The organism is Thioalkalivibrio sp. AKL9 (assembly GCF_000377825.1).
Lineage (GTDB): Bacteria > Pseudomonadota > Gammaproteobacteria > Ectothiorhodospirales > Ectothiorhodospiraceae > Thioalkalivibrio > Thioalkalivibrio versutus.
In genome coordinates this window covers 1-20,158 of sequence record NZ_KB905121.1, presented here as the reverse complement: position 1 = coordinate 20,158, position 20,158 = coordinate 1, and the positions used below count along the sequence as shown (strand labels likewise).

Annotated in this window: 13 protein-coding genes and 1 pseudogene; 10 read left to right on the top strand and 4 right to left on the bottom strand. The window is 63.8% G+C overall.

Annotated elements, in window-relative coordinates; all coding sequences use genetic code 11:
* Nucleotides 1-12 precede the first annotated feature (12 nt).
* Together D573_RS0113120 and D573_RS0113115 are read left to right on the top strand one after the other, a co-directional pair.
* Nucleotides 13-1,074 carry an FIST signal transduction protein gene (locus tag D573_RS0113120; protein WP_231367876.1) on the top strand — a complete coding sequence of 354 codons (1,062 nt, stop codon included), beginning with the start codon at nt 13-15 and terminating at the stop codon, nt 1,072-1,074.
* Nucleotides 1,067-3,274: an ATP-binding protein gene (locus D573_RS0113115; RefSeq protein ID WP_018939077.1), complete on the top strand. Its 2,208-nt coding sequence runs from the start codon at nt 1,067-1,069 to the stop codon at nt 3,272-3,274. Before D573_RS0113120 ends, D573_RS0113115 begins: the two co-directional genes overlap by 8 nt.
* 181 nt (nt 3,275-3,455) lie before the next feature.
* Here the strand turns inward: D573_RS0113115 and D573_RS0113110 are convergent, their stop codons facing one another.
* Nucleotides 3,456-5,243, bottom strand: a complete 1,788-nt coding sequence (locus tag D573_RS0113110; RefSeq protein WP_231367875.1) for a hypothetical protein — start codon at nt 5,241-5,243, stop codon at nt 3,456-3,458.
* A gap of 602 nt (nt 5,244-5,845) precedes the next feature.
* Nucleotides 5,846-8,326, bottom strand: a complete 2,481-nt coding sequence (locus D573_RS0113100; RefSeq protein WP_018939074.1) for an AAA family ATPase — start codon at nt 8,324-8,326, stop codon at nt 5,846-5,848.
* A gap of 1,274 nt (nt 8,327-9,600) precedes the next feature.
* Between D573_RS0113100 and ubiG the strand changes: the two genes are divergently transcribed.
* A complete protein-coding gene (gene ubiG / locus D573_RS0113090) occupies nt 9,601-10,359 on the top strand; it encodes a bifunctional 2-polyprenyl-6-hydroxyphenol methylase/3-demethylubiquinol 3-O-methyltransferase UbiG (RefSeq protein ID WP_018939072.1) in 759 nt (252 codons plus the stop codon).
* 16 nt (nt 10,360-10,375) lie between these two features.
* Nucleotides 10,376-11,275, top strand: coding sequence for a histone deacetylase (locus tag D573_RS0113085; protein ID WP_018939071.1), 900 nt, complete (start codon nt 10,376-10,378; stop codon nt 11,273-11,275).
* 203 nt (nt 11,276-11,478) lie between these two features.
* Here the strand turns inward: D573_RS0113085 and D573_RS0113080 are convergent, their stop codons facing one another.
* Nucleotides 11,479-13,050, bottom strand: coding sequence for a deoxyribodipyrimidine photo-lyase (locus D573_RS0113080; RefSeq protein WP_018939070.1), 1,572 nt, complete (start codon nt 13,048-13,050; stop codon nt 11,479-11,481).
* 216 nt (nt 13,051-13,266) lie between these two features.
* On the opposite strand from D573_RS0113080, the gene D573_RS0113075 reads away from it, so the two are divergent.
* The 4 genes and pseudogenes from D573_RS0113075 to D573_RS14875 all read left to right on the top strand — a co-directional run.
* Nucleotides 13,267-14,040, top strand: a complete 774-nt coding sequence (locus D573_RS0113075) for an SDR family NAD(P)-dependent oxidoreductase (protein WP_018939069.1) — start codon at nt 13,267-13,269, stop codon at nt 14,038-14,040.
* A gap of 6 nt (nt 14,041-14,046) precedes the next feature.
* Nucleotides 14,047-15,006, top strand: coding sequence for an NAD(P)/FAD-dependent oxidoreductase (locus tag D573_RS0113070; protein WP_018939068.1), 960 nt, complete (start codon nt 14,047-14,049; stop codon nt 15,004-15,006).
* Nucleotides 15,003-16,259 (top strand): FAD-binding domain-containing protein, encoded by a 1,257-nt coding sequence (locus D573_RS0113065; protein WP_018939067.1) that lies wholly within the window; start codon nt 15,003-15,005, stop codon nt 16,257-16,259. Before D573_RS0113070 ends, D573_RS0113065 begins: the two co-directional genes overlap by 4 nt.
* Before the next feature lie 185 nt (nt 16,260-16,444).
* Nucleotides 16,445-16,639, top strand: a pseudogene (locus D573_RS14875) (LexA family protein); the annotation flags it as partial.
* Between the two features lie 838 nt (nt 16,640-17,477).
* Here the strand turns inward: D573_RS14875 and D573_RS0113055 are convergent.
* A complete protein-coding gene (locus D573_RS0113055) occupies nt 17,478-17,864 on the bottom strand; it encodes a hypothetical protein (RefSeq protein ID WP_018939216.1) in 387 nt (128 codons plus the stop codon).
* A gap of 554 nt (nt 17,865-18,418) precedes the next feature.
* Between D573_RS0113055 and D573_RS0113050 the strand changes: the two genes are divergently transcribed.
* Together D573_RS0113050 and D573_RS0113045 are read left to right on the top strand one after the other, a co-directional pair.
* Nucleotides 18,419-18,622, top strand: a complete 204-nt coding sequence (locus D573_RS0113050; RefSeq protein ID WP_018176572.1) for an AlpA family transcriptional regulator — start codon at nt 18,419-18,421, stop codon at nt 18,620-18,622.
* Between the two features lie 577 nt (nt 18,623-19,199).
* Nucleotides 19,200-20,153: an IS1595 family transposase gene (locus D573_RS0113045; RefSeq protein ID WP_018938035.1), complete on the top strand. Its 954-nt coding sequence runs from the start codon at nt 19,200-19,202 to the stop codon at nt 20,151-20,153.
* Nucleotides 20,154-20,158 lie beyond the last annotated feature (5 nt).

Sequence of the window (20,158 nt, the reverse complement as noted above, 5' to 3'; positions counted from 1 at the left end):
GGTTTGTTCATCATGACCGCGCAAGGTAACGACTACCTGCCGGAGGACTTGGATGACCTGCTGCAATCCCTTCCGGTCCCGCTCCTGGGTGCCGCTTTTCCCGCATTGATATGGTCGGCGTCGGTGCACCACACCGGGGCCTTGGTCGTTCGGCTACCTGTCACGCCGCGGGTCGAGCTCTATCCACTGGGTAACGCGGCATCGCGCACAACCGATCGACACGCCGACCAGGCCCCGCATCCGTCAATCGGCGAGGCCTCCGGAACGGGCGCCCAGATCCTGCTGACCGACGTCTATTCCAATCATCTCAATGCATTTCTCGAGACCTACTTCGAGCGACACGGTGCCGACCTTCACGCCATCGGGGCGGCGGCCGGCATACCCACCGCCGGAGCCAAGAACGCGGTGTACACCAACACCGGCACCCATCGCCACGTGGTCGTTACGGCCACTCTGGGGCTCCGCCTCGCGACAGCCACCCGCCACGGGTTCTACCCCATCTCACCGAGCCTGCGGGTAACAGCCGCCCAAGGCGACGTCATCGAAACCATCGAATCCAGCCCGGCTTTTCCGACCTACAGCCGCGTGGTCGCCGACCAGGCCGGGACCCGCATCTCGCCGGACCAAATAGCCGAACGCGCGGGACATTACCCCCTTGGGCTTTGCGTCCTCGGCCGCGAGCCACTCATACGCGACCCGATTGCAACGACCGAGCACGGGGGGTTGCGCGTACTCGCGGAGATCCCGACGGGATCCTATGTTCAGGTTTTTACCGGGGATGGCGACAGTCTGGTGTGCGCCGCGAAGGATGCGATATCGGATATCGAGGACTCCTGCACGGACACCCCTGGAACGATGATGATTTTCGACTGCATCAGTCGGACCCAGATCCTCGGTGAACAGTATTCACGTGAGATGGACATGCTCGCGGACCACCCCACTGCCTTTGGAGCGATCACGGGTGGAGAACTCGCGTACGCGGGCGTCGGCTTTCCCGAGTTTCTCAACAAGACCATCACCCTCGGTTACTTCTCGCAGCGTTTGGCAGCGGCGAAGGTCGCAAACGATGATTGAACGCGAGACCGAAGCGCATGCCTTATTGCAAATATCGCTCGCGGTCGGTCGCAGCCTTGACCTGGGCGAGATGCTGGGCCACGCGCTGATCAAACTCGTTCGCACGGTCAATATCTCGGGTGCAATCGTCCTCGAGCGCATCCCTTCAGCACAGGCGGACGCAGTGCAATGGACCCCGGTCCATTCCACGCCCCGCGGGCTGGAGCACAAAAATCGGTGGCGTGCGGTACTCCGTTCGCCCCAGATCCAGCATCACTTCGAGCCTTCGGAACCCCTGCAGCCACCGTCTTTTTTCAAAGTGAATGGCGACGGCAGGTTCATCGTGTTCGAGCTGCCCGAGTTCGGCGCCATCATCATCGGTGACTCGCCTCAAACCCTGCCAGAATCCTTCTGGGAGTCTTTTCGCACCATCGCCACGCGCCTGAGTGACGCGTGTCTGGCTTGTCGGAACAACGAGCAACTGGCCCGGCGCCAGGTACAGGAACACCTTCTGATTCGCTGGTCGCTGGAACTCGGCCGGGCGAACGAATACGCACTGGAAGGCGTTCTTGAAGACAGCATTTCCGCGGTGGCCGACGCCCTGCAAGCGGATGAAGCCACCCTCTGTCTGAGCGCAGACGACCCCACAGTCTGCACACCCGCTGTGCACTTGAGATCGGCGGGCGGCTCGCGAACCGAGCGACGCCACCCTCGTCGATTCGCCGTAATCATCCCGGCAACGGATCAGGCCCCGACCGGCCCCAGGTATGCGGATCACATCGCGTCGGAATCCGGACTGGACTCACCCTACACCGCCCTTGCCAACCGCGGCATTCGATCACATGTCACCATCCCGCTCGCCAGCGCAGAAGGGACGCTGGGTTTCTTGACACTTAACTGGCGCTTGCCAGCCTATGGCGGACAGCGGCCCGACGAGAACTTTCTGAGACTCATCGGCAATCTGTTCACCAGTGCGAAGCTTCGTCTGGATCAACAATCCCGATTACAGGCGCTCGAACTCCAGCTCGCGGAGTCTCGCTCCGCGCTGTCTCTGGCCCAAAAAGCCGAGAAGGCGAATTACGCAAAATCGCGGTTTCTTGCTGTGGTCAGCCATGAGCTCCGAACACCCCTGACCAGTGCGCTTACGACCCTGGAGCTCCTGGCGGATACGCAGCTGGATGCCGACCAGCGCGCGCGCGTGGAAACACTTCTTCGCGCCAGTAACCATCTGAACCAGATCGTCAACGATCTCCTCGACCTCGGTGCGATCGATAACGGTTCGATCGAGCTGCAGGAGTCCCCCGCCGATTTGCCGACCCTGCTGCGAGAGCTTGTCGACCAGATGGCGGCAATGGCCGGTGACAAAGGCAATCAGCTCTTGGTCGAGATCGACCCCGAACTGCCGGACTCTGTCTGCCTCGATCAGCGGCGCCTCAGACAAATCCTCTGGAACCTGCTTATAAATGCGCTCAAGTTCACCCGCGACGGAACCATTTCGCTGAATGCGACCGCGACCGGAAGGACCATGCACGACCACACCCCTGGACGCCTGCATATCAATGTCAGTGACACCGGCGAAGGGATCCACAAAAACGATCGGGAACGGCTTTTCGAGCCGTTCTACCAGGGATACGAGAATCGCAAGAAGCCAAAGGAGGGAACCGGGCTGGGGCTTGCAATCGTGGACGGCCTCGTCAAAGCGATGGGGGGTGTCCTCGGGTTCGAAAGCACCCCGGGACGCGGGAGCACATTCCATTTCGACCTGCCACTGAAACCCGCGGGCGATTGCGAGCCAAGCACCCCGGCACCCTCTCGCCCGCACACCCAGGCCATCACCGCGCCGGATGACACCCGCATTCTTCTGGTCGACGACGATGCCGACGTACGCGAAGCAGCCGAAGATACACTGCGTCAGCTTGGATACCACGTATCCGTGGCCACGGACGGCCAGCAGGCCTGCGAGCGGATCGCACTACAGGACTACGACCTGATCCTGATGGACTGTCGCATGCCGGTAAAAGACGGCTTCCAGGCAACGCGCGAGATCCGCGGAACGCTCCAAGATCAGCCACACCGACCGCGTCCGGTGATCGTCGCACTCACGGCGGCCGTGATGAACGATGATCGCGACGAGTGCCTGGCGGCCGGGATGGACGACATCCTGCCGAAACCCTACAACCGCCAGAAACTCAAAGAAATTCTGGCGCGTTGGACCGCGTAAGCCGGTCAAACCCACGACCTTTACAAGGTCCCTGCTGCATCCTCTTCCCGCCCCCTCTCTCCTCGCAAACATGACAGCCGATATGCCCGGGCCGCGGTGTTGGATCATCACAGACCGTCAATGCCGTGCCGCGCCACACCGGGGCAGTTCGGGATTCAACATTGCGTCTGGCAAAGCCTTGTCATTCGTTGCGCACGGAAAGCACGCCATACTGCTGCGCGGAACGCCGGAAGACCGTGTCGCCGGTGGCGCGCTCGTATACCGTAAGCGTGAGCAGCAGGCTGGGGCTGCTGTTTTGCGCCTGAATACGAAACGTCTCGCGCAAGGGGATATTCAGCCCGGCACGGCCTTCTCTTCCCGCCCGGTTCAATTCATGAACGGCATACATCCGGTAATCGTCACCATTCTCGAGCTCCAGCGTGGTCGAGGCCGCCATCCGCCCTCCGTTGAAACATGCCGCAATCGCCGTGTGCGCCCCCTGCAACCCACATGACAAAACGGCATAGAACGGATACTCGCGTTGCAGTCGCGTCTGCGCCGCCTGCCTTCGGCGGGCCTCCTGCTCCGCTCGGCGTTGCGCTTCCAGGCGCCGCTGTTCTCGCGCCTGTAACACCGTGACCCCCTGGTCCCGAGCTTCGTCGCGATCCTTGACGTACTGCACCGCGCCCGCCACCGACAGGTCCGACTCCGTCAAATAGCCCGATTGCAGGATTTCTTCCCGCAGCTGCGAGTAGGCGGGTTCACGGTTGTACCCGCGATCCCGCAGAATCGCCAGCTGCCCATGCGAGATGTCCTCGGGCCAGTCCAGGACGAACTCGAGCTCCGCATAGGATTCGTAGCCTGACCGGGTCGCATACCGCCCCCACAGTTCCTCCACTTCGACCAGCTGCCCCAACTGGACTTCTGGCCGGGGGATCCCACGGTAGTGACCACGCTGTTCCAGGGCCGTCTGGAGTTTCACGATATCGGCTGGAAAGCCCACGAAGATGTTGCAGGACCCCTCGCTCCGCCAGCCCCTCTCGCGGAGTGCCGCGAGTTGCGCATCCGCGTCCTTGTACAGGTCATCCAGCGAGTCATACACCTTCTCGAACCCCATGATGTCTTCTGGCTCAAGCAGCAGATGCGCAGGCGAATACCGCTCCCACTCAGAAAATTCGCTCGCCAGGGCTTCGCTGAGCATATCCTCGCCCAGGCTGCGATAGCCCCGGACCGCCATTGCATCATGCCCGCTCGTGGACAGCGCGCACACGTTCTGGCGATAGAAGCCATCGCCGGTCCGACGCCGATCATCCGCGGCGAAGCTCTTGTGCCGCTGGTTCCAGGAGAAGAACAGCGAACCTACGGTCTCGCGGGCATTTTCCGCAGCCAGCAGGGTGTAACGCGCCGAGCGGGCCTCAGCCCGAGCGACGCGATCCGCGCGGCGCTCGTCGATGGCCATCGAGGCATCGCGCAGCCTCGAGAAAGGCCAGGAGGCCAGAATTTCGTATCGCGCCGATCTCTTGTACGCGGGGAGTTCCAGAATCCGTTCATACAGATAGCGCGGAGCCACCATCAATTCGGATTGGGTGCCACTGCAATCATGTCGCAGCCGGACCTCCCGATCTTTCGGATTCAAAAAGTCGTCCAGGGCCTCAAAGACGGCGCTATCAAGATGGTTGACCCCATTGGCCCGATAGACCGAACGAACGGCCAGTGGGGGATGCGTACGACCCCATTGGTCGAATACTTCATGAAGTACGTATGGATCGGCGCCACCGGAACGCGAAACATGCGCAGGAAGATCCGTTAGATCATGCAGATACAGATCACAGTACTCGAGCCATTCCTCTCCGTCCCGGGGAGTGTTCCTCACCAGGTTGCCCTCGATATCCCGACGAAACGGGGCGGGCCTCTGCCTGCTGTAATCGATGTCGCGGGTGGTTCGGGCGAGGATCATGATGTCCAGGGCTCGCCAATCTTCTTCCGCCAAGACCAGCGAATCGGATCGCTCCGCGGAGGCCGATTCCCCGGGCTGGTGGTCCGTCGTTGCCAGGCAGCCACTCAGCATTGCCAGCGGTAGCAAAAGCGCTAGGGAAACACGGACCCGATTCGCAGTCATCATCAGCCACACTCGAACACTACCCCGCCGTGCTCATAGAAAAAACGGATCCTGATCAGCAGCGAGCGTCAGCCGGGCTCAAGGCCGTGCGGGCCCGGGTCGCCAGCCGCCCGCCCCCTGCTCCGTCATCCCGGAAACCGCGCAACGGTTCTCCGGGATCTCCACGGTATGAGGTACCCGTGCGTTGGGGCTGGACCCGCGTGTGGAGATCCCGGCTCTTCGCTGCGCTACGGCCGGAATGACGCTCGTCGCTAATCGGGAAACAGATCCAGATCCATACATGCCTCCATACACGCCTTCGTACCCCGTGTTTCCCGAGGCCAGACGCGACGTGCAGCGGCTCGAAGTCCTGCCCGCCCGTTTCCGAATCATTCGGAGCGCGGCCACACAACCGCCCAAACGGACAGACCCGTGTCTTGGCGTTGTCTACACGGGTACCCGGACCATGGGGCGGCCCGGCCGCTCGAACCCGGTTAGCCAGCCACTCGGGCAGCAGCCTGCCGCGGATGCTGAGCGTGTGCCTCCAGCAAAACCACCCGGTACAGTTCACGCGTGAACGCATAGCGCGTGACACCCAGGCGTACGGTCTCGCGCACAATCCCCATCTCCATCAGTCGCGCGAGGTGCGCTTGGACGCCCTCGGCGTCCATTTCGTCGCGATCCGCCAGCTCGCGCAGTTGGTCCAGGGTCGCGAACCCCTCGATCTGCGCTAACACAACGGCCAACGCAAACGCATCCCCCGCGGCATCGACGTGTTCGGCCAGCAAGTCATGTACCCCCGGCGGAATGGTCAAGCGCGTCGACAGCTCCCCGGGCGGATTCGCCAAGGCCAGCTGTTCAAGAATCAACGGGCTCCCGCCGGCCAGATCCAGGCAACGTCGGACATTGCGTCCCGGGTCGCCCCACTCCTCGGCGATCCAGGGCAGGATGTCCTCCATTTGGCCGAGGGTGAGCTCGGGCAAATGGAGTAGATGACAGGACGCCAGCAGTTTCGGATCGATGTCTTCCTTGCGCGCGGTCGTCAGGATCAGGCGCGGTGGCTGCCCTCGCAGCCGGGAGGCCAGCCGTGCCAACCATTGCATCGTCTGCGCGTCCACTCGCTCGACATCCTCCACGACGACAACCCCGCCGCGATAGAGGAATAGGTCCAGCAAGGTTTTCGCGGCATGCTCGAGGCGTTCCCTGGGCGACAGGTTCCGGGGCAGATTGTCGCTGGGCACCCCGGTCGGTTCGAACAGATCAGCCAGCGACGCCAGATCCGCGTTCGGCACGTAGACCTTGGCGCCCATCTGCCGTCGCAGCCAGATCCGCAGTCGCCCAAGCACCTCCGACCAGTCGGCTTCCTCGCCGATCGCCGCCTGCTGCCGTATCGCCGTCACAAAGGGGTGGAAAGGCAAATTGCCGGCACCCGACTCACCGCGAAGCTCGAACCAGTCGCCGGTCCGCCCGTCTATCTGATTCCAGAGCTCCGTCAACAAGCGTGTCTTGCCAGCACCGCGAGGCCCCTCTACCAGCATCGCCCCCCCGAGGGGCTCGACGCCTCGCGCATAGCCCCGCAGTTGGCGGAACTCGCGTTCCCGACCCACCAGAGGGTATATCGCCGCATGAGCCACCAACCCCCGCCGGGGCGGGCCAAGCCGCGAGAGGCGCGCACCCGGAACCGAAGACACCCCGACCGCGGGCTCGACCTCCACCAGCGTCATCTCAAAGGCGCGAAACTGATCCCCCGCGACACGCGGCCCCACCAACACCTCACCCGGACGCGCCTCCCGCGCCAGCCCACGCGCGACCACGGCCGCCAGCCCCCCCACCTCGGTTGCCGCGACCGACTGAAGCGTCACTTGCCCGTGTTCCACACCGATACCGGAGTGCGGCAGCCAGTCGTCCAACTCACGGGCTGCGTGCAAGGCCTCTCCCAGCGCCTCGGCGCTGGCCCTCGGATACCCGAACAGCAGGGCCGCCGAGCACGCCCGTTCACCGATCACCGGATAGGCGCGGTACCGGTCACCGAGCACCCCGATCATCTCTCGCCGTGACCCCTCGTCGGAGGACTGCGATGCCGTATCACTGAGGTCAACATGTACGACGGTGACCGGCCATCGACTGGACCAACTGCCGCCCCCCACGGAGGCTTCCCGATCAGTCGCGGGCGATCCGTTGGCGGAAATTCCATCACCCTGGTTCCGATCCGATACCTCTGCGGGATCCGCGATGGAACAAAGGCTCAGCAGACGATGGACGGCCGCACTAGCCGAACCACCCGGTTGCGCCTGCATACGCTCCGAGTATTTCGAGGCATCCAGCAAGGCCAATGCCTCCTCCGATCGGGCGAGACGCACTTTTACCAGGCGCCGCCACGCCGACTCGGCATCGGGATCAATCTCGATTGCGCGCTGCGCCAGCTCGAGCGCCCGCGCCAGCGCCCCCTCTGACTCCAGCACCCGGCTCGCGCGCAAGGCCATTTGAAGCGCCTGCTCCCGGTAGCGATCGCGCGTGCGCGCTAGCGCATCGCGCAATTCAGGCTCGCGGGGCACTGGCAGGTCGCTCAGAAACGGGCCCAGGTATAGCGATACCGCCTCGCACAGGGATTCCGCGTCCGGGTCCCTGGAACAAACAAGACGCGCGAACCGATCGACATCCACCCGAATGTGACGGTCGCGGCGGAGCCGAACATGGTCGGATTCGACCTCGAGATAGCTATGAACTCCATGGGTAAGCAATCGTTTCAGTAGCGCGAGCGATTGCACCAGCGAAGCCAGTGCGTGATTCCGACCGGCGCGCGGCCACAGAGAGACAGCCAGATCGGCGCGTGGCAAACCCTCGCGCGGGGCTGTACAGATCCAGCCAAGTAGCAGCCGCGTCTTGACCGGTCCGATTTCTTGCGCCAGATCGACGCCGTGGACTCGAACCGCAAGCTCGCCCAGAAGCTGGAGTTCAACCCGCGCCGTCATCATGGCACGGACCCGGTGCGGGTCGTCCGCACACGAAGCCGAGCGATCGCGCACCCCGCACCCCCCGGGATCCAACCAGGAAACGCAATCAGGTACCCCCGCGAAACGGGCCGCCCAACATCAGGCATTGGACCCTGGGACCCACCGATGCGGAGACACCCATGTTCAAAGCGCACCTCACCCCGTCTCCGGCAGATTGGCGTTGCAACCGAGTCCGAGTCGTCGACGCTGGCCTCGACCCCCGGTGTCGGGAAACGTGCCCAGCCCGCAACGCGGCGATCGCCCTCGGCCGCCTCCCGCTCCTGGAGCCGCGCCGTGATCGAGGGATAGGACTGCGCCGCAAGCGCTGCGAGATCCGCAAAAGACCAGGCCTCCGCCGGTGCACCCGGCTCCTCGTGCGCCCCCGGGTCTTCACTCAGGGTCAGGTACCATTCCGACTGCACCACATCGGGCACCAGAATCAGCCCCCAACGAACCCACCTCGCACCTGGAAGCATGGAGGCTGTGCTGTGATCGCCTTCGGTTTGCACGTGGTGGTTTCCGGGTCCGGTTGGTCAACAAGAAGGGAACTGACGCCACAGCCCCGCCTGAATCACGGAGTTGTGGCCGTCGGGCTTACGACCCTACGGGGTTGGACCCGCGGACATCCGCGGCTCGTCTTATCAAGAAATTGAATTTCGACCGGCTGGCGCCATCAGCAGCCCCGAACATCCACTTCCGCCCGATCGATCCGTCATTTTCCTATCTCTTCCGACATCAGGATGCCGTGCCCCGCTTTTATGTGCACCGAAACTTCTCCCGAATCGGGAATGTTCCTTTCCATTACGGATACTAAAATCTGAGGCGTATGAGACGTTGGTTGCTGCCTCGCTGCTATTCTTCGACTCACGTATCTCCTAATACGTTTGCCCTCAATCTCGCCCCCAGGCGCGTTTGCGGGCTTTTTTATGTTTACGAAAAGTAAATGGAAAAGCACGTCCTGCAATGCGGTCGTAGATGTCAGGTCTCGCCTGGTCATATGCACGTTTTCGAAGCAAATCGGGGCGCGTGGAGAGTTCGGGGTCTACCTTGGGAGAGTTCGGGGTCAGACCTTGCCTCTTGTCCCCGGGTCACGGGAGAGGCAAAAGGCAAGGTCTGACCCCCATGAAACTGTCCCCGGGTCACGGGAGAGGCAAAAGGCAAGGTCTGACCCCCATGAAACACAAAACCGCTGCGATCAAAAACGGCGGCGTGTGGTCGGATAGAGACCTTTGTGCCGATGGCGAGCGACCCAGCCCATGACCTCTCCGAATGTGGAACACGACCGAACCGTTGATCCCGCCGAGGTGGAACGCTACCGCGCCCTTGCCGAGATGTGGTGGCAACCGGATGGAAGACTCTGGCCCCTGCACGTGCTGAATAACCTGCGCAGTGACTACATCCGTGACCAACTCTGCCGCTCGCTCGGGCGGAACGCAGAGGCCGTGCGACCCCTCGCCGGCCTGCGCATGCTCGACATCGGCTGTGGCGGCGGGCTGCTGAGCGAGGCCATAGCCCGCCTAGGGGCGGATGTACTGGGCGTGGACGTGGTCGACCGCAACATCGCCGCGGCGCGGCTTCATGCCGCGGAGCAGGGCCTGGATATCGAGTACGAAGTGAACACTGCGGAGGCCCTCGCCGGGCGTGGCGAGGCCTTCGACGTGATCCTGAACATGGAGGTGGTGGAGCATGTGGCGGACCTGCCCGCGTTCATGGCGAGCGTCAACCGCATGCTGCGCCCGGGCGGCCACACCTTCGTGGCCACGATCAATCGCAATCCAGTCTCGTTCGTGGTGGCGATTGTCGGGGCGGAGTACCTGTTCCGCATCCTGCCCCGGGGCACCCATCAGTGGAAGCGCTTTGTCACGCCCCGGGAAACGCGGGCGCTGCTGGCACGGGACGGCCTGGAGCCCGTCTCGCAGACAGGAGTGAAGGTGAATCCGCTCACCCGCCGGATGTGGCTTTCGCGATCCATGAGCGTCAACTACATGCTGCTGGCACGGAAGCCCGAAGCCTGAAGGGCGAGTTCGCTGTATGGCGCTTCCGCTGATCCATCATCCGAGCTACACGATCGAACTGCCGGATGGGCATCCATTCCCGATGGCGAAGTTCCGGGTCCTGCGGGAGCGGCTGGAGACCGGGCTGGCCGACACAACATTCGACTGGCTGCAACCGGAGATCGCCCCTCGCAGGGCCTTGGCCCGCGTGCATACACCGGCCTATCTGAATGCCTTCCTATCCGGCCAGACCAGCAAGGCCGCCCAGAGGCGCAGCGGGTTCCAGTGGTCGGAAGCGCTGGTGGAGCGCGTGCGACTGGAAACGGGCGGCACCCTGCTCACCGTAGAGGCCGCACTGAGCGACGGCCTGGCCCTGAACACCGCCGGCGGCACTCACCATGCCCACGCGGGGTTCGCGAGCGGGTATTGCCTGATCAACGATATTGCGGTCGCAACGGCCCATGCGCGCGCCATGGGATGGGTCCGGCGTGTGCTGATCATCGACCTCGACGTCCACCAGGGCGATGGCACGGCCGCCATCTTCGCGGACACCCCCGAGGTGGTGACGTTCTCCATGCACGCGGGGACCAATTTCCCGGCGCGCAAGACACCCGGCGACCACGATATTGAACTCGCCCGCGGTACCGGCGATGAAGCCTATCTGGCCACCCTGCGGGATACCCTGGCGATCCTGATCGACGACATGCGCCCGGACCTGGTGGTGTACGACGCCGGCGTCGATGTACACCAAGCGGATCGGCTGGGGCATCTGGAGCTGACCGATGCGGGCCTCGAGGTGCGTGACCGGCACGTGCTGCAGGTCTGTCGCGAGAGAGCCGCGCCAGTGGCAGCGGTGATCGGCGGGGGTTACGACCGCGACATCACGGCGCTTGCCGATCGCCATGCGATTCTCCATCGGACCGCCGTGTCCCTATGACCGAGACCGAGACCGAGAAAGATCGAGAAAGAGAACACCCATCTTGCTCCGGGCGCCACACCGAACGCGTCGACCGGTACCGGTGACGATCGACGGAGCGAGCCCGGCCTACCGGATCCGGCCGTGACACCCTACCCTACCGCATGCACATGCACGACAGCCGTGCTGTTCGACGCGCACCGAAGCCGCACCCCGGAAGGCGCTCACGGATCCGCGTCCGGGAACAGATCCATCTGCTCCCGCGTAGACACCTGCCTCGTCCGGCCATGGGTACGCGCAGAAGGGCGGCGCCGGCTGCCATGCCGCTGATGAATACCAGCCGCCTCCTGACGGGAATCTCCGGTCCCGCGCACCGACTTGAACCGTTCACGTGCCAGCCGCGCCGCCTTTTCGTGATCCACCACCGGCAGCGGATAGTCGCGGCCGATGCGGCAGCCGGATTGACGCTGCAGACCCTCTGTCATCTTCCAGGGCTGGTGAATCCAGTCGCCCGGTACTCGCGCCAGTTCCGGTACCCATTGGCGGATAAACATGCCTTCCGGATCCTGATCCAGCGACTGCTTCACCGGGTTGTAGATGCGCAGGGCGTTGATACCCGTCGTTCCCGACTGCATCTGCATCTGGCTGTAGTGGATGCCGGGCTCGTAGTCCGTGAATATGCGTGCCAGATGCTGCGCGGGCCGGCGCCAGTGGAGCCAGAGGTGATACGAGGCGAACGCGACGACCATCGCGCGCATACGGAAATTGATCCAGCCGTGATCGCGCAAGGCGCGCATGCACGCATCAACCAGGGGGTATCCCGTGAGGCCCTCTTGCCAGGCACGAAAACGGTGCTCATCAAAGGCGTCTTCGCGCAGTCCATCGCAGGCACGATGCAGGTTCTGGAACTCGATGTCCGGGGCATCTTCCAGCTTCTGGATGAAATGACAGTGCCAGTGCAACCGCTCCTCGAACTGGCGCAGCGATTTCTTCCATGCCGCCTGCCGGCGATCCAGGCCGCGCGGTGCGCGCAACTGCCTCTGACGTTCGCGCGAGGCCTGCAGCACACGGCGCAACGAAACCGTGCCGTAAGCCAGGTGGGGGCTCAGCCGCGAACTGGCGGTCCAGGCCCGTGCGGGGCTGCTGATACCGCCGGCATAGTGCTCTCCGCGCTCGCGCAGGAAGTCGCGCAAAACCCGGCGCCCGGCGTGCAACCCCGGGGGCTGCAGATCGATCGCGATGTCGGCCGCAACCCCTGCCGGAGCGTGTGGCAGGCGGTCCACCCCACCCGCCACCGCGGGTCCAGCGGCGAGGGCCCGAGGTGCGCTAAAGGGGAGTTCGCGCATCAAATCCTCCCACTGAGACGCCCAGCCATCGCGGTTGTGCAGGCCGCGAACGACGCCGTGCTGGCGGTACTCGCGCCACGGGATACGCCGATCGCGCAGCAGGCGTGCGACCGCAAGATCACGGTCATAGGTCCAGCGATTTCCGGTTTCCTGATGGCTGTACACCGCCGCAACCGGGATCTCTTCGAGAAGCTGCTGGAGCACCTCCACCGCAGAGCCCTCGCGCACGATGAGGGGTCGACCGAGATCGGACAAGGCCCGGTCCAGCTCCAGAAGGCTGGCCCGGATGAAGTCCCAGTGGCGCCGGCTCGTATCCGGTAGTTCCCAGTAGCCTGGCTCCACGATGTACAGCGGCAGTATGGGCCCTGCCTGTGCGGCATGATGGAGCGGGCCGTGATCATCAATGCGCAGATCGCGCTTGAACCATACGAGGTGGAGGGGCTCGGGCATCTGTCAGGGCTCCGAAGGGCGAGACTGGACGGGCCTGCATCGACGTCGTCCGCATATTCTCTTGCAGTGCAGACCGCCGGAGCCGCTCGGGGGTTCGTGCGCGGGGAAAGGACATCCCGCTGAGGGGCTGCTTGCCCCCCGTTGAACTTGCCCTTCGGCGACAGGACGAACGCTTTGTTCTCTCCCCACGAAAATAACCCGAAGGAGCCACGCGCGATGAACAAACGGACAGCACTGGTGACCGGCGCAACCGGCGGGGTGGCAAGCGCACTGTTGCGATCCCTCGATCCCGCATATGACCGGGTCGCTCTTGTCTCGCGCGACGCCGACGCACTGGAAGCCCTTCGCAGAGAGCTTCCAGATGACCTCGAGGCATGCACGATCGTCGCGGATGTCAGCACCGCTGAAGGCGCGGATGAGGCCGTGGTCCGGGCCTCCGACCATTTCGGCGAGCCCCCCGCGCGACTCGCTCACTGTGCCGGCAGCGCACTGCTGGCCCCGCTGCACCGAACCACGGAGGCGCAGTATCGCGACTGCATGGCGGCCAACCAGGACAGCGCCTTCTACACCCTGCGCGCCTGGGTAAAGGCCCGACTCCAGACGGACGAACCCCGCGGTAGCGCGGTTCTGTTCAGCTCGGTCGTCGCCCAGATCGGCGTCTCCAATCACGAAGCGATTGCGATGGCCAAAGGCGCGATCGCCAGCCTGGTCCCCGCCGCTGCCGCGACCTACGCCGGCCACGGCATCCGGGTCAACGGGATTGCCCCCGGACTGACGCGGACGGGCGCCACCGAACGGCTATTTGCCTCCCCACGTGCCGAGGCGCAGATCGTGGCGCAGTATCCGCTGCAACGTTACGGGCAGGCGGCAGACCTCGCGCGGGCCGTCACATGGCTGTTGTCCGACGAGGCTGAATGGGTCACCGGCCAGGTCCTGTCGGTGGACGGCGGGTTCTCCCGCGTGCGCCCAATGGTCCCGACAGGCGGCTGAAGGGTTTTGGCACGCATCGCAATCATTGGTGCCGGGATCTCCGGGCTCACAGCCGCCCGGCGGCTGCACGATGCCGGGCATGACTGTCTCGTGCTGGAGAAGAGCCGGGGCCTCGGCGGGCGCATGGCCACGCGGCGCACGGATGGCCTGAGCTTCGATCACGGGGCCCAGTATTTCACCGCTCGTGGGGCAGGCTTTTGCCGTCAGATAAAGACCTGGCAAGAGCAGGGTGTGGTGGCGGCGTGGGGATCGGACCGGCTCGTGGGCCACCCCGACATGACGGCCCCGGCCGGCGCCCTGGCAGCGCCCCTGGAGGTAAGTCGCAACTCCCGAGTCGAGAGCCTTCGACGTTCCGACGGGGTCTGGTATCTACAGGTCGAGTCGATGCCTGAACATGCCGGCCTTGAGGGCCCATTCGACGCAGTCCTGCTCGCCCTGCCCGCACCACAGGCCGCCGAACTGGCGGCCACCGCCGGAACCGGCTTTGCGGCGCTGGCGGGCGTTCGTTATGCCCCCTGCATTGCGTTGATGGCCGCCGTCGAAGGCCGGACCGACCTGCACGAAACGTCGCGCGAACTGTACGGGCAACCACTGGCATGGGTTGCCCGGAACGGCACCAAACCTGGCCGAAATGCGGAATCCGAGACCCTCGTGGCCCACGCTGGCCCCGACTGGTCCCGCGAGCACATCCAGGAAGACCCGGATCAACTGGCCCATCCGCTACTGAGCGCCCTGCGGCCCCTGCTCGGCTCCGCCCGCCTGCTCCAGCATCAGGTCCACCGGTGGCTGTACGCGCGAGTCGAGCAGGCCGCCGGCCGCCCCTGCCTCTGGGACGCTGGACAGCGCCTGGGCGCCTGCGGGGACTGGGCCCTGGGACCGCGCGTCGAGTCGGCATTCGACAGCGGCCAGGCCCTGGCAGACGCGGTCCTCGAGAACCTTCCCGCCCTGCACAGGGGCACCCCATGACCGGCCTCGTCGACACCGACGGCGACGCACCAGACGAACGCGCCGCCCTTTTCCCGCCGTCACGGGCGGCCGCCCTGGAGCGACTGTCGGATTTTGTCCCCCGCGCGGGACGTCACTATGCGGCCCAGCGAAACCGCGATCCCGGGCCCGGTGGACGCGACAACGTATCACTGCTCTCGCCCTACATCCGCCACCGGGCCATCACGGAAAACGAGGTGGTCGCACGGGTCCTGGCCCGGCATTCGCCCGAGGCGGCCGAGAAGTTTATCCAGGAAGTCTTCTGGCGTACCTACTGGAAGGGGTGGCTGCAGATACGCCCCCGCGTCTGGCAGACCTTCGTGGAAGAACGCGACACCGACCGGGCACGCCTCGCCGAAGACGATGGTCTGCGCGAGGCCATCGCCGCGGCCGAGGCCGGGCGCAGCGGAGTCGACGGATTCGACCAATGGGCCCGCGAACTGGTCGCAACCGGGTATCTGCACAACCATGCGCGCATGTGGTTTGCGTCGATCTGGATCTTCACCCTGAGGCTGCCGTGGACGTTGGGGGCGGACTTCTTCCTGCGCCATCTGCTCGATGCCGACCCTGCCTCCAACACCCTGGGCTGGCGCTGGGTCGCGGGCATCCAGACGCCGGGCAAGACCTACCTCGCAACGCCCGACAATATTGCCCGATTTACCGACAATCGGTTCGGTCCGCAGGGTCTGGCGTCCGAAGCGCCCGCTATCCGCGACGAGAGTCCGCCTGCTGCTGGGGCCCTCCCGGGCCCGCGAACCCTGCCGCGCGGCCGGCGCGTGCTCCTCCTGTTGCATGGCGACGACTTCAGCGGTCAGGAAGTATTGCCGAAGGAGACCGACGTGGCGGCAATCGCCGTCGCCCGGCGCGGCCACCCTGACATGCCCTGGCCTTTTGGGGCCGCGACTGGCCACTGGGTAGACACGCTAGCCGAGGATGCGGCGCGGCGCGCGGGGGAGAGCCTACAGCAGCCCGCAACCGTTCTCCCGCAACTCCATGCGGAGACCCTCCGGTCGCAGTGTGCCGCCGCCGGCGTGACTACCATCGCCACACCGGAGGCGCCTGTCGGGCCCCTGGCCGACGCCCTGGATGTCATTGCTCACGAGCTGGCGGAAGACGGAATCGAGGTCATTCCGCTGCGCCGGATGTGGGACGATCTCGCCTGGCCCCATGCCACCCACGGATTCTTCCGGTTCAAACGCCAGATCCCCGAACTGCTCGCCCGGAACAACCTGTAGCGCCAGGCAGCCCAATCAGGTGGGGAGCATTCGATTCAGCAGGTATCGCTCCTGATCGAGGCTCTCGATCGCGCCGGGACGTACCGACCAACCGAACATGGCCGACTCACTTCTGCACAACTTGACGCAACCAACCAAGGGAGAGGCAAAGGTCAAGGTCTGCCCCCCGTGATTCTTGCGCACCCAGCCATACCCGCAACGGCGAGATCGTCGTCGCCCTGGTCGATGTCGAACAAGCCACCCTAACGCGCATCGGGCAAACGCCAGAACAGGTCCTGCTGCACGCAGCGAAACCAGCGTATCCTCCGCTCACCCTCGTCCCTGAACAGCTGCAAATCCAAGGGGTACTCGTCGGACAAATGCGGCGTTACTCGGCCTAATTTGTTCCCTGCCTGCGTCTGAGTTTCGCGGCCGCGAAACTGGTCGGATCCCACACCAAAATTGGTTGCGAGCCCTCTGTTTCGCGGCCGCGAAACCAACCAAGACACGAGGCACCCTGGCGCCCTCGAAAGCAGAGTTAAAAAGCGAGAAATGGACGCGCAAAAAGACGGTACCACGGGAGGGTTCGACGGTGGTTTCGCGGGCGCGAAACTCGCATGACAATGATTCTCAGGCGAGGGGCAGGACTTCCATCATTCCCTTTAGCCCTAAATGGAATGATGGAAGTCCTGCCCCTCGCGAATGATTCGGCAGACAGAAATGACACAGCGGTCATCATTCACTTTAGGCCTAAAGTGAAACATGGAAGTTGAGCACATTCGGGGTGGCTAGGCTACGGATCGTCCGCCCAAAACCTAAAGTGAATGATGGGTCATCATTCCAAATAGTTAATACAGTGGACAGAACCCGGGGTCAGTTCCCCTGAACGAAAGACCCAATCCGAGGCCTTCGACCTCAGCGGGCCTTTCTGCGAGAAGAAGTCGACGGTGGAGGGCAACGACGCCATAGGCCAATGGCATCGCATGGATTCCGCGGCCCAATTCGTATTCCGCTAACCACATCGCCCGATCGATCGTGTCCCGCGGCACATCTGGTCGGCTCCATCGTGTGGCAGCCCGCCATAGACATCGCCGCATATCCTCTATCCTTGGTTCCTTCGAGTACCGATACCACTCATACCCACTCGGAGTCATCACCGCTATGGCGTGTATCACTCGTCCGTCGTAGTCGATCCCCACCGCCGAAGACGCTTCGAGCGACCCCAATATCCATTCCGCCTCATGCCATTGCATCGATTAGCTCCTGCTGCGCCCGGACGTAATCGGCAGCAACCGACGACATAGCATCGCGGAGCACCCAATCCCCGGTCACAGCAGAGTGCACAGCAGCGGCCAGATCTCCACTGGGGCTCCCTTCCCACTCGCGCGCCACCGAGCGCAGACATACCACCAGCGCGGATCCCAGTATCTCCTTTGCCTCCGCATCAGGCATGCCGATGCTGGTAATCTCCTGGCCGATCTCGTGGAGGGCCCGCTCCACGTACACTTCTGCGATCACCGCCGCTAACCCCCAAAGTGCGTAGGTCTCGCCGAAAACCAAGGTCGGATCAATCTCGCTGACAACGAGTTCGACCCTATGCTCGATTACTGAAGCCTCTATCACCATCGAGGCTGACCCCGAACACAATTTCCGCACCGTGCAACTGCAGGGCCGATAATCCAGCCCAAGGAGTGCGCATATCCGTTGCGCGAAAATGCCCGAACTCACCCCACTGGATAGGTCATAGAGCATGTGATCGTGACTCGATGAGGCGTTGATGAAAATCGACGGGCCATCGCTCAACGCCACTCTATAGCTGCGCCACCATCCGGCGGATGGCCCCATCCCAATAGTCGCTGGAGCTGTTTGGAACCTATATGTCTTCATATCGCTATCCCTCGTGATTGTTGGTTTCGTCCTGCCCGTCTGGCATGGAGGAGACCAACGTATCCGAGTAATCATCACTGTCCATTTCTTGTAAGGTCTAGAACCCCAAGGAGACGAAATGACTGAAGGCTCTCAGAGACCACTGTGCGCGTCAGCCGCACTACGTGAAAAACGACCTGTGCAGAATTAATCGAAATCGGGCACGGTAGTACGCGTATCAACGGTAAGCCCTAGATCTAGGGAGAAGCCGAGAAAGCCAAGGAAAGCCCAAAGATACGAAAAGGAAAGCGAAAATGGATACGAAACAAATCGACACGCTAATCACCATCCGCGACGTATGCGACATGACACGCCTGTCGCGAGCGTCGATCTATCGATTGCTCCAGCGCGATGCCTTTCCGGCTCCCCGTCGAATCAGCGCTCGGTGCGTCAGATGGCGCCTCTCCAGCATTGAACGCTGGATCGATAAGCTGCCTGCCAACCAAGATGCAGAGTGATCAGGGCACTAAAGTGTTGGGGCACGCGTGGTTGCAAACGGCGTGGGCAGGCATCACGGCGAGCACGCGTCATTCGGAAGCGTGAGGCGCGCCAGAGATGCAGGGAGAGGGGCGTGAAGCTCCATCCAGGTAAACGACCCCAACTGGCTCGCTGTCCCTGGATGGCTTGGTGTTCGTGGCGTGTGAGTTGGTACCCGGTGGGCGGCCCTGGCCGACTTCTCGCCCCGACAGGGCGTGGGCACACTGCGAGCCCCGCGGGGGACGTAGCCCGAGGAGGCGGCGGAGACGACGCACGAGCCGTTTCGGCAATTTATCCCAGGCTTTGCACGTGGGCCTCAGACACATACCCCAGATGGCCGACCATCGTCCGGCTATCAGTGCATCGCCATCCACCGCGCCAGTCGCTTGGTCTATCTGGCGCTCCAGAGGGCTCGCAGAGTGCCGAGGCCGCGACAAGTATTCCGAAAAAGCGGCTGTGCAACGCTCCTCCTGATTAGCGACGAGAGTCAGCCAGGCTCACTGGGTGAGCCACCCCCGGGCGTACGCTGAGGCTACACAGCGAGCGGAGGGTGCCACCATGGCGCAGAATCGGATTCAGTTTCAGCAGGGGATGTCGTTGCCGGCGTTCATCGCCCAGTACGGCACCGAGGCCCAGTGCGAAGCGGCGCTGGAGCGGGCCCGCTGGCCGGACGGCTTTCGCTGTCCGCGGTGCGGGGGGCAGGCCCACTGCGTCCTGCACGGGAGCCCGCGCAAGATGTTTCAGTGCAATGCCTGTCGGCATCAGGCCTCGCTGATCGCCGGCACCGTGATGCAGGGAACAAAGCTGCCCCTGACCACCTGGTTTCTGGCCATCCATCTGCTCAGCCAGGCCAAGACCGGGCTCTCTGCGCTGGCGCTGAAAAGGCAGCTTGGAGTGAGCTACCGCACGGCCTGGGCACTGCAGCACAAGCTGATGCAGGCGATGACCGAGCGGGAAGCGCGCTATGAGCTCAGCGGCACCGTGCAACTGGACGATGCCTACCTGGGCGGCGAGCGGACCGGCGGCAAGGCCGGGCGCGGGTCGGAGAACAAGGTTCCGTTCGTGGCGGCGGTGTCGCTCAACGACGCGGGGCATCCCCTGCGGGTCAAGCTGACCCCGGTCGCGGGCTTCAGCTTCCAAGCTGTTACCGAATGGGCGCGGGCGTATCTGGCTCCGGGAAGCACGGTCCACTCCGATGGCCTGGCGTGCTTCCGCGCAGTCGCAAGGGCCGACTGCCGGCACCAGCCGACGGTCGTGGCTGCGCGCAAACCCCGGGATCTGCCCGAATTCCAATGGATCAACACGGTGCTCGGCAACCTCAAGACCAGCCTGAGCGGGAGTTACCATGCGTTTGCGTTCACCAAGTACGCGGTCCGTTACCTTGCAGCATTCGCCTACCGGTTCAACCGGCGCTTTAACTTGGCCACGCTGCCGGCGCGACTGCTGGTCGCCGCCGTGCACTGCCGGCCAGTGCCCGAGCGCTCCCTGCGACTGGCTGACTCTCGTTGCTAATCAGG

What these genes read in the sequence shown, in the direction of transcription:
- ubiG (WP_018939072.1), top strand. Translation starts at nt 9,601, where the DNA reads ATGACCTCTCCGAATGTGGAACACGACCGAACCGTTGATCCCGCCGAG.
- D573_RS0113045 (WP_018938035.1), top strand. Translation starts at nt 19,200, where the DNA reads ATGGCGCAGAATCGGATTCAGTTTCAGCAGGGGATGTCGTTGCCGGCG.
- D573_RS0113080 (WP_018939070.1), bottom strand. Translation starts at nt 13,050, where the DNA reads ATGCCCGAGCCCCTCCACCTCGTATGGTTCAAGCGCGATCTGCGCATT.
- D573_RS0113085 (WP_018939071.1), top strand. Translation starts at nt 10,376, where the DNA reads ATGGCGCTTCCGCTGATCCATCATCCGAGCTACACGATCGAACTGCCG.
- D573_RS0113050 (WP_018176572.1), top strand. Translation starts at nt 18,419, where the DNA reads ATGGATACGAAACAAATCGACACGCTAATCACCATCCGCGACGTATGC.
- D573_RS0113100 (WP_018939074.1), bottom strand. Translation starts at nt 8,326, where the DNA reads ATGATGACGGCGCGGGTTGAACTCCAGCTTCTGGGCGAGCTTGCGGTT.
- D573_RS0113055 (WP_018939216.1), bottom strand. Translation starts at nt 17,864, where the DNA reads ATGGTGATAGAGGCTTCAGTAATCGAGCATAGGGTCGAACTCGTTGTC.
- D573_RS0113115 (WP_018939077.1), top strand. Translation starts at nt 1,067, where the DNA reads ATGATTGAACGCGAGACCGAAGCGCATGCCTTATTGCAAATATCGCTC.
- D573_RS0113075 (WP_018939069.1), top strand. Translation starts at nt 13,267, where the DNA reads ATGAACAAACGGACAGCACTGGTGACCGGCGCAACCGGCGGGGTGGCA.
- D573_RS0113120 (WP_231367876.1), top strand. Translation starts at nt 13, where the DNA reads ATGACCGCGCAAGGTAACGACTACCTGCCGGAGGACTTGGATGACCTG.
- D573_RS0113065 (WP_018939067.1), top strand. Translation starts at nt 15,003, where the DNA reads ATGACCGGCCTCGTCGACACCGACGGCGACGCACCAGACGAACGCGCC.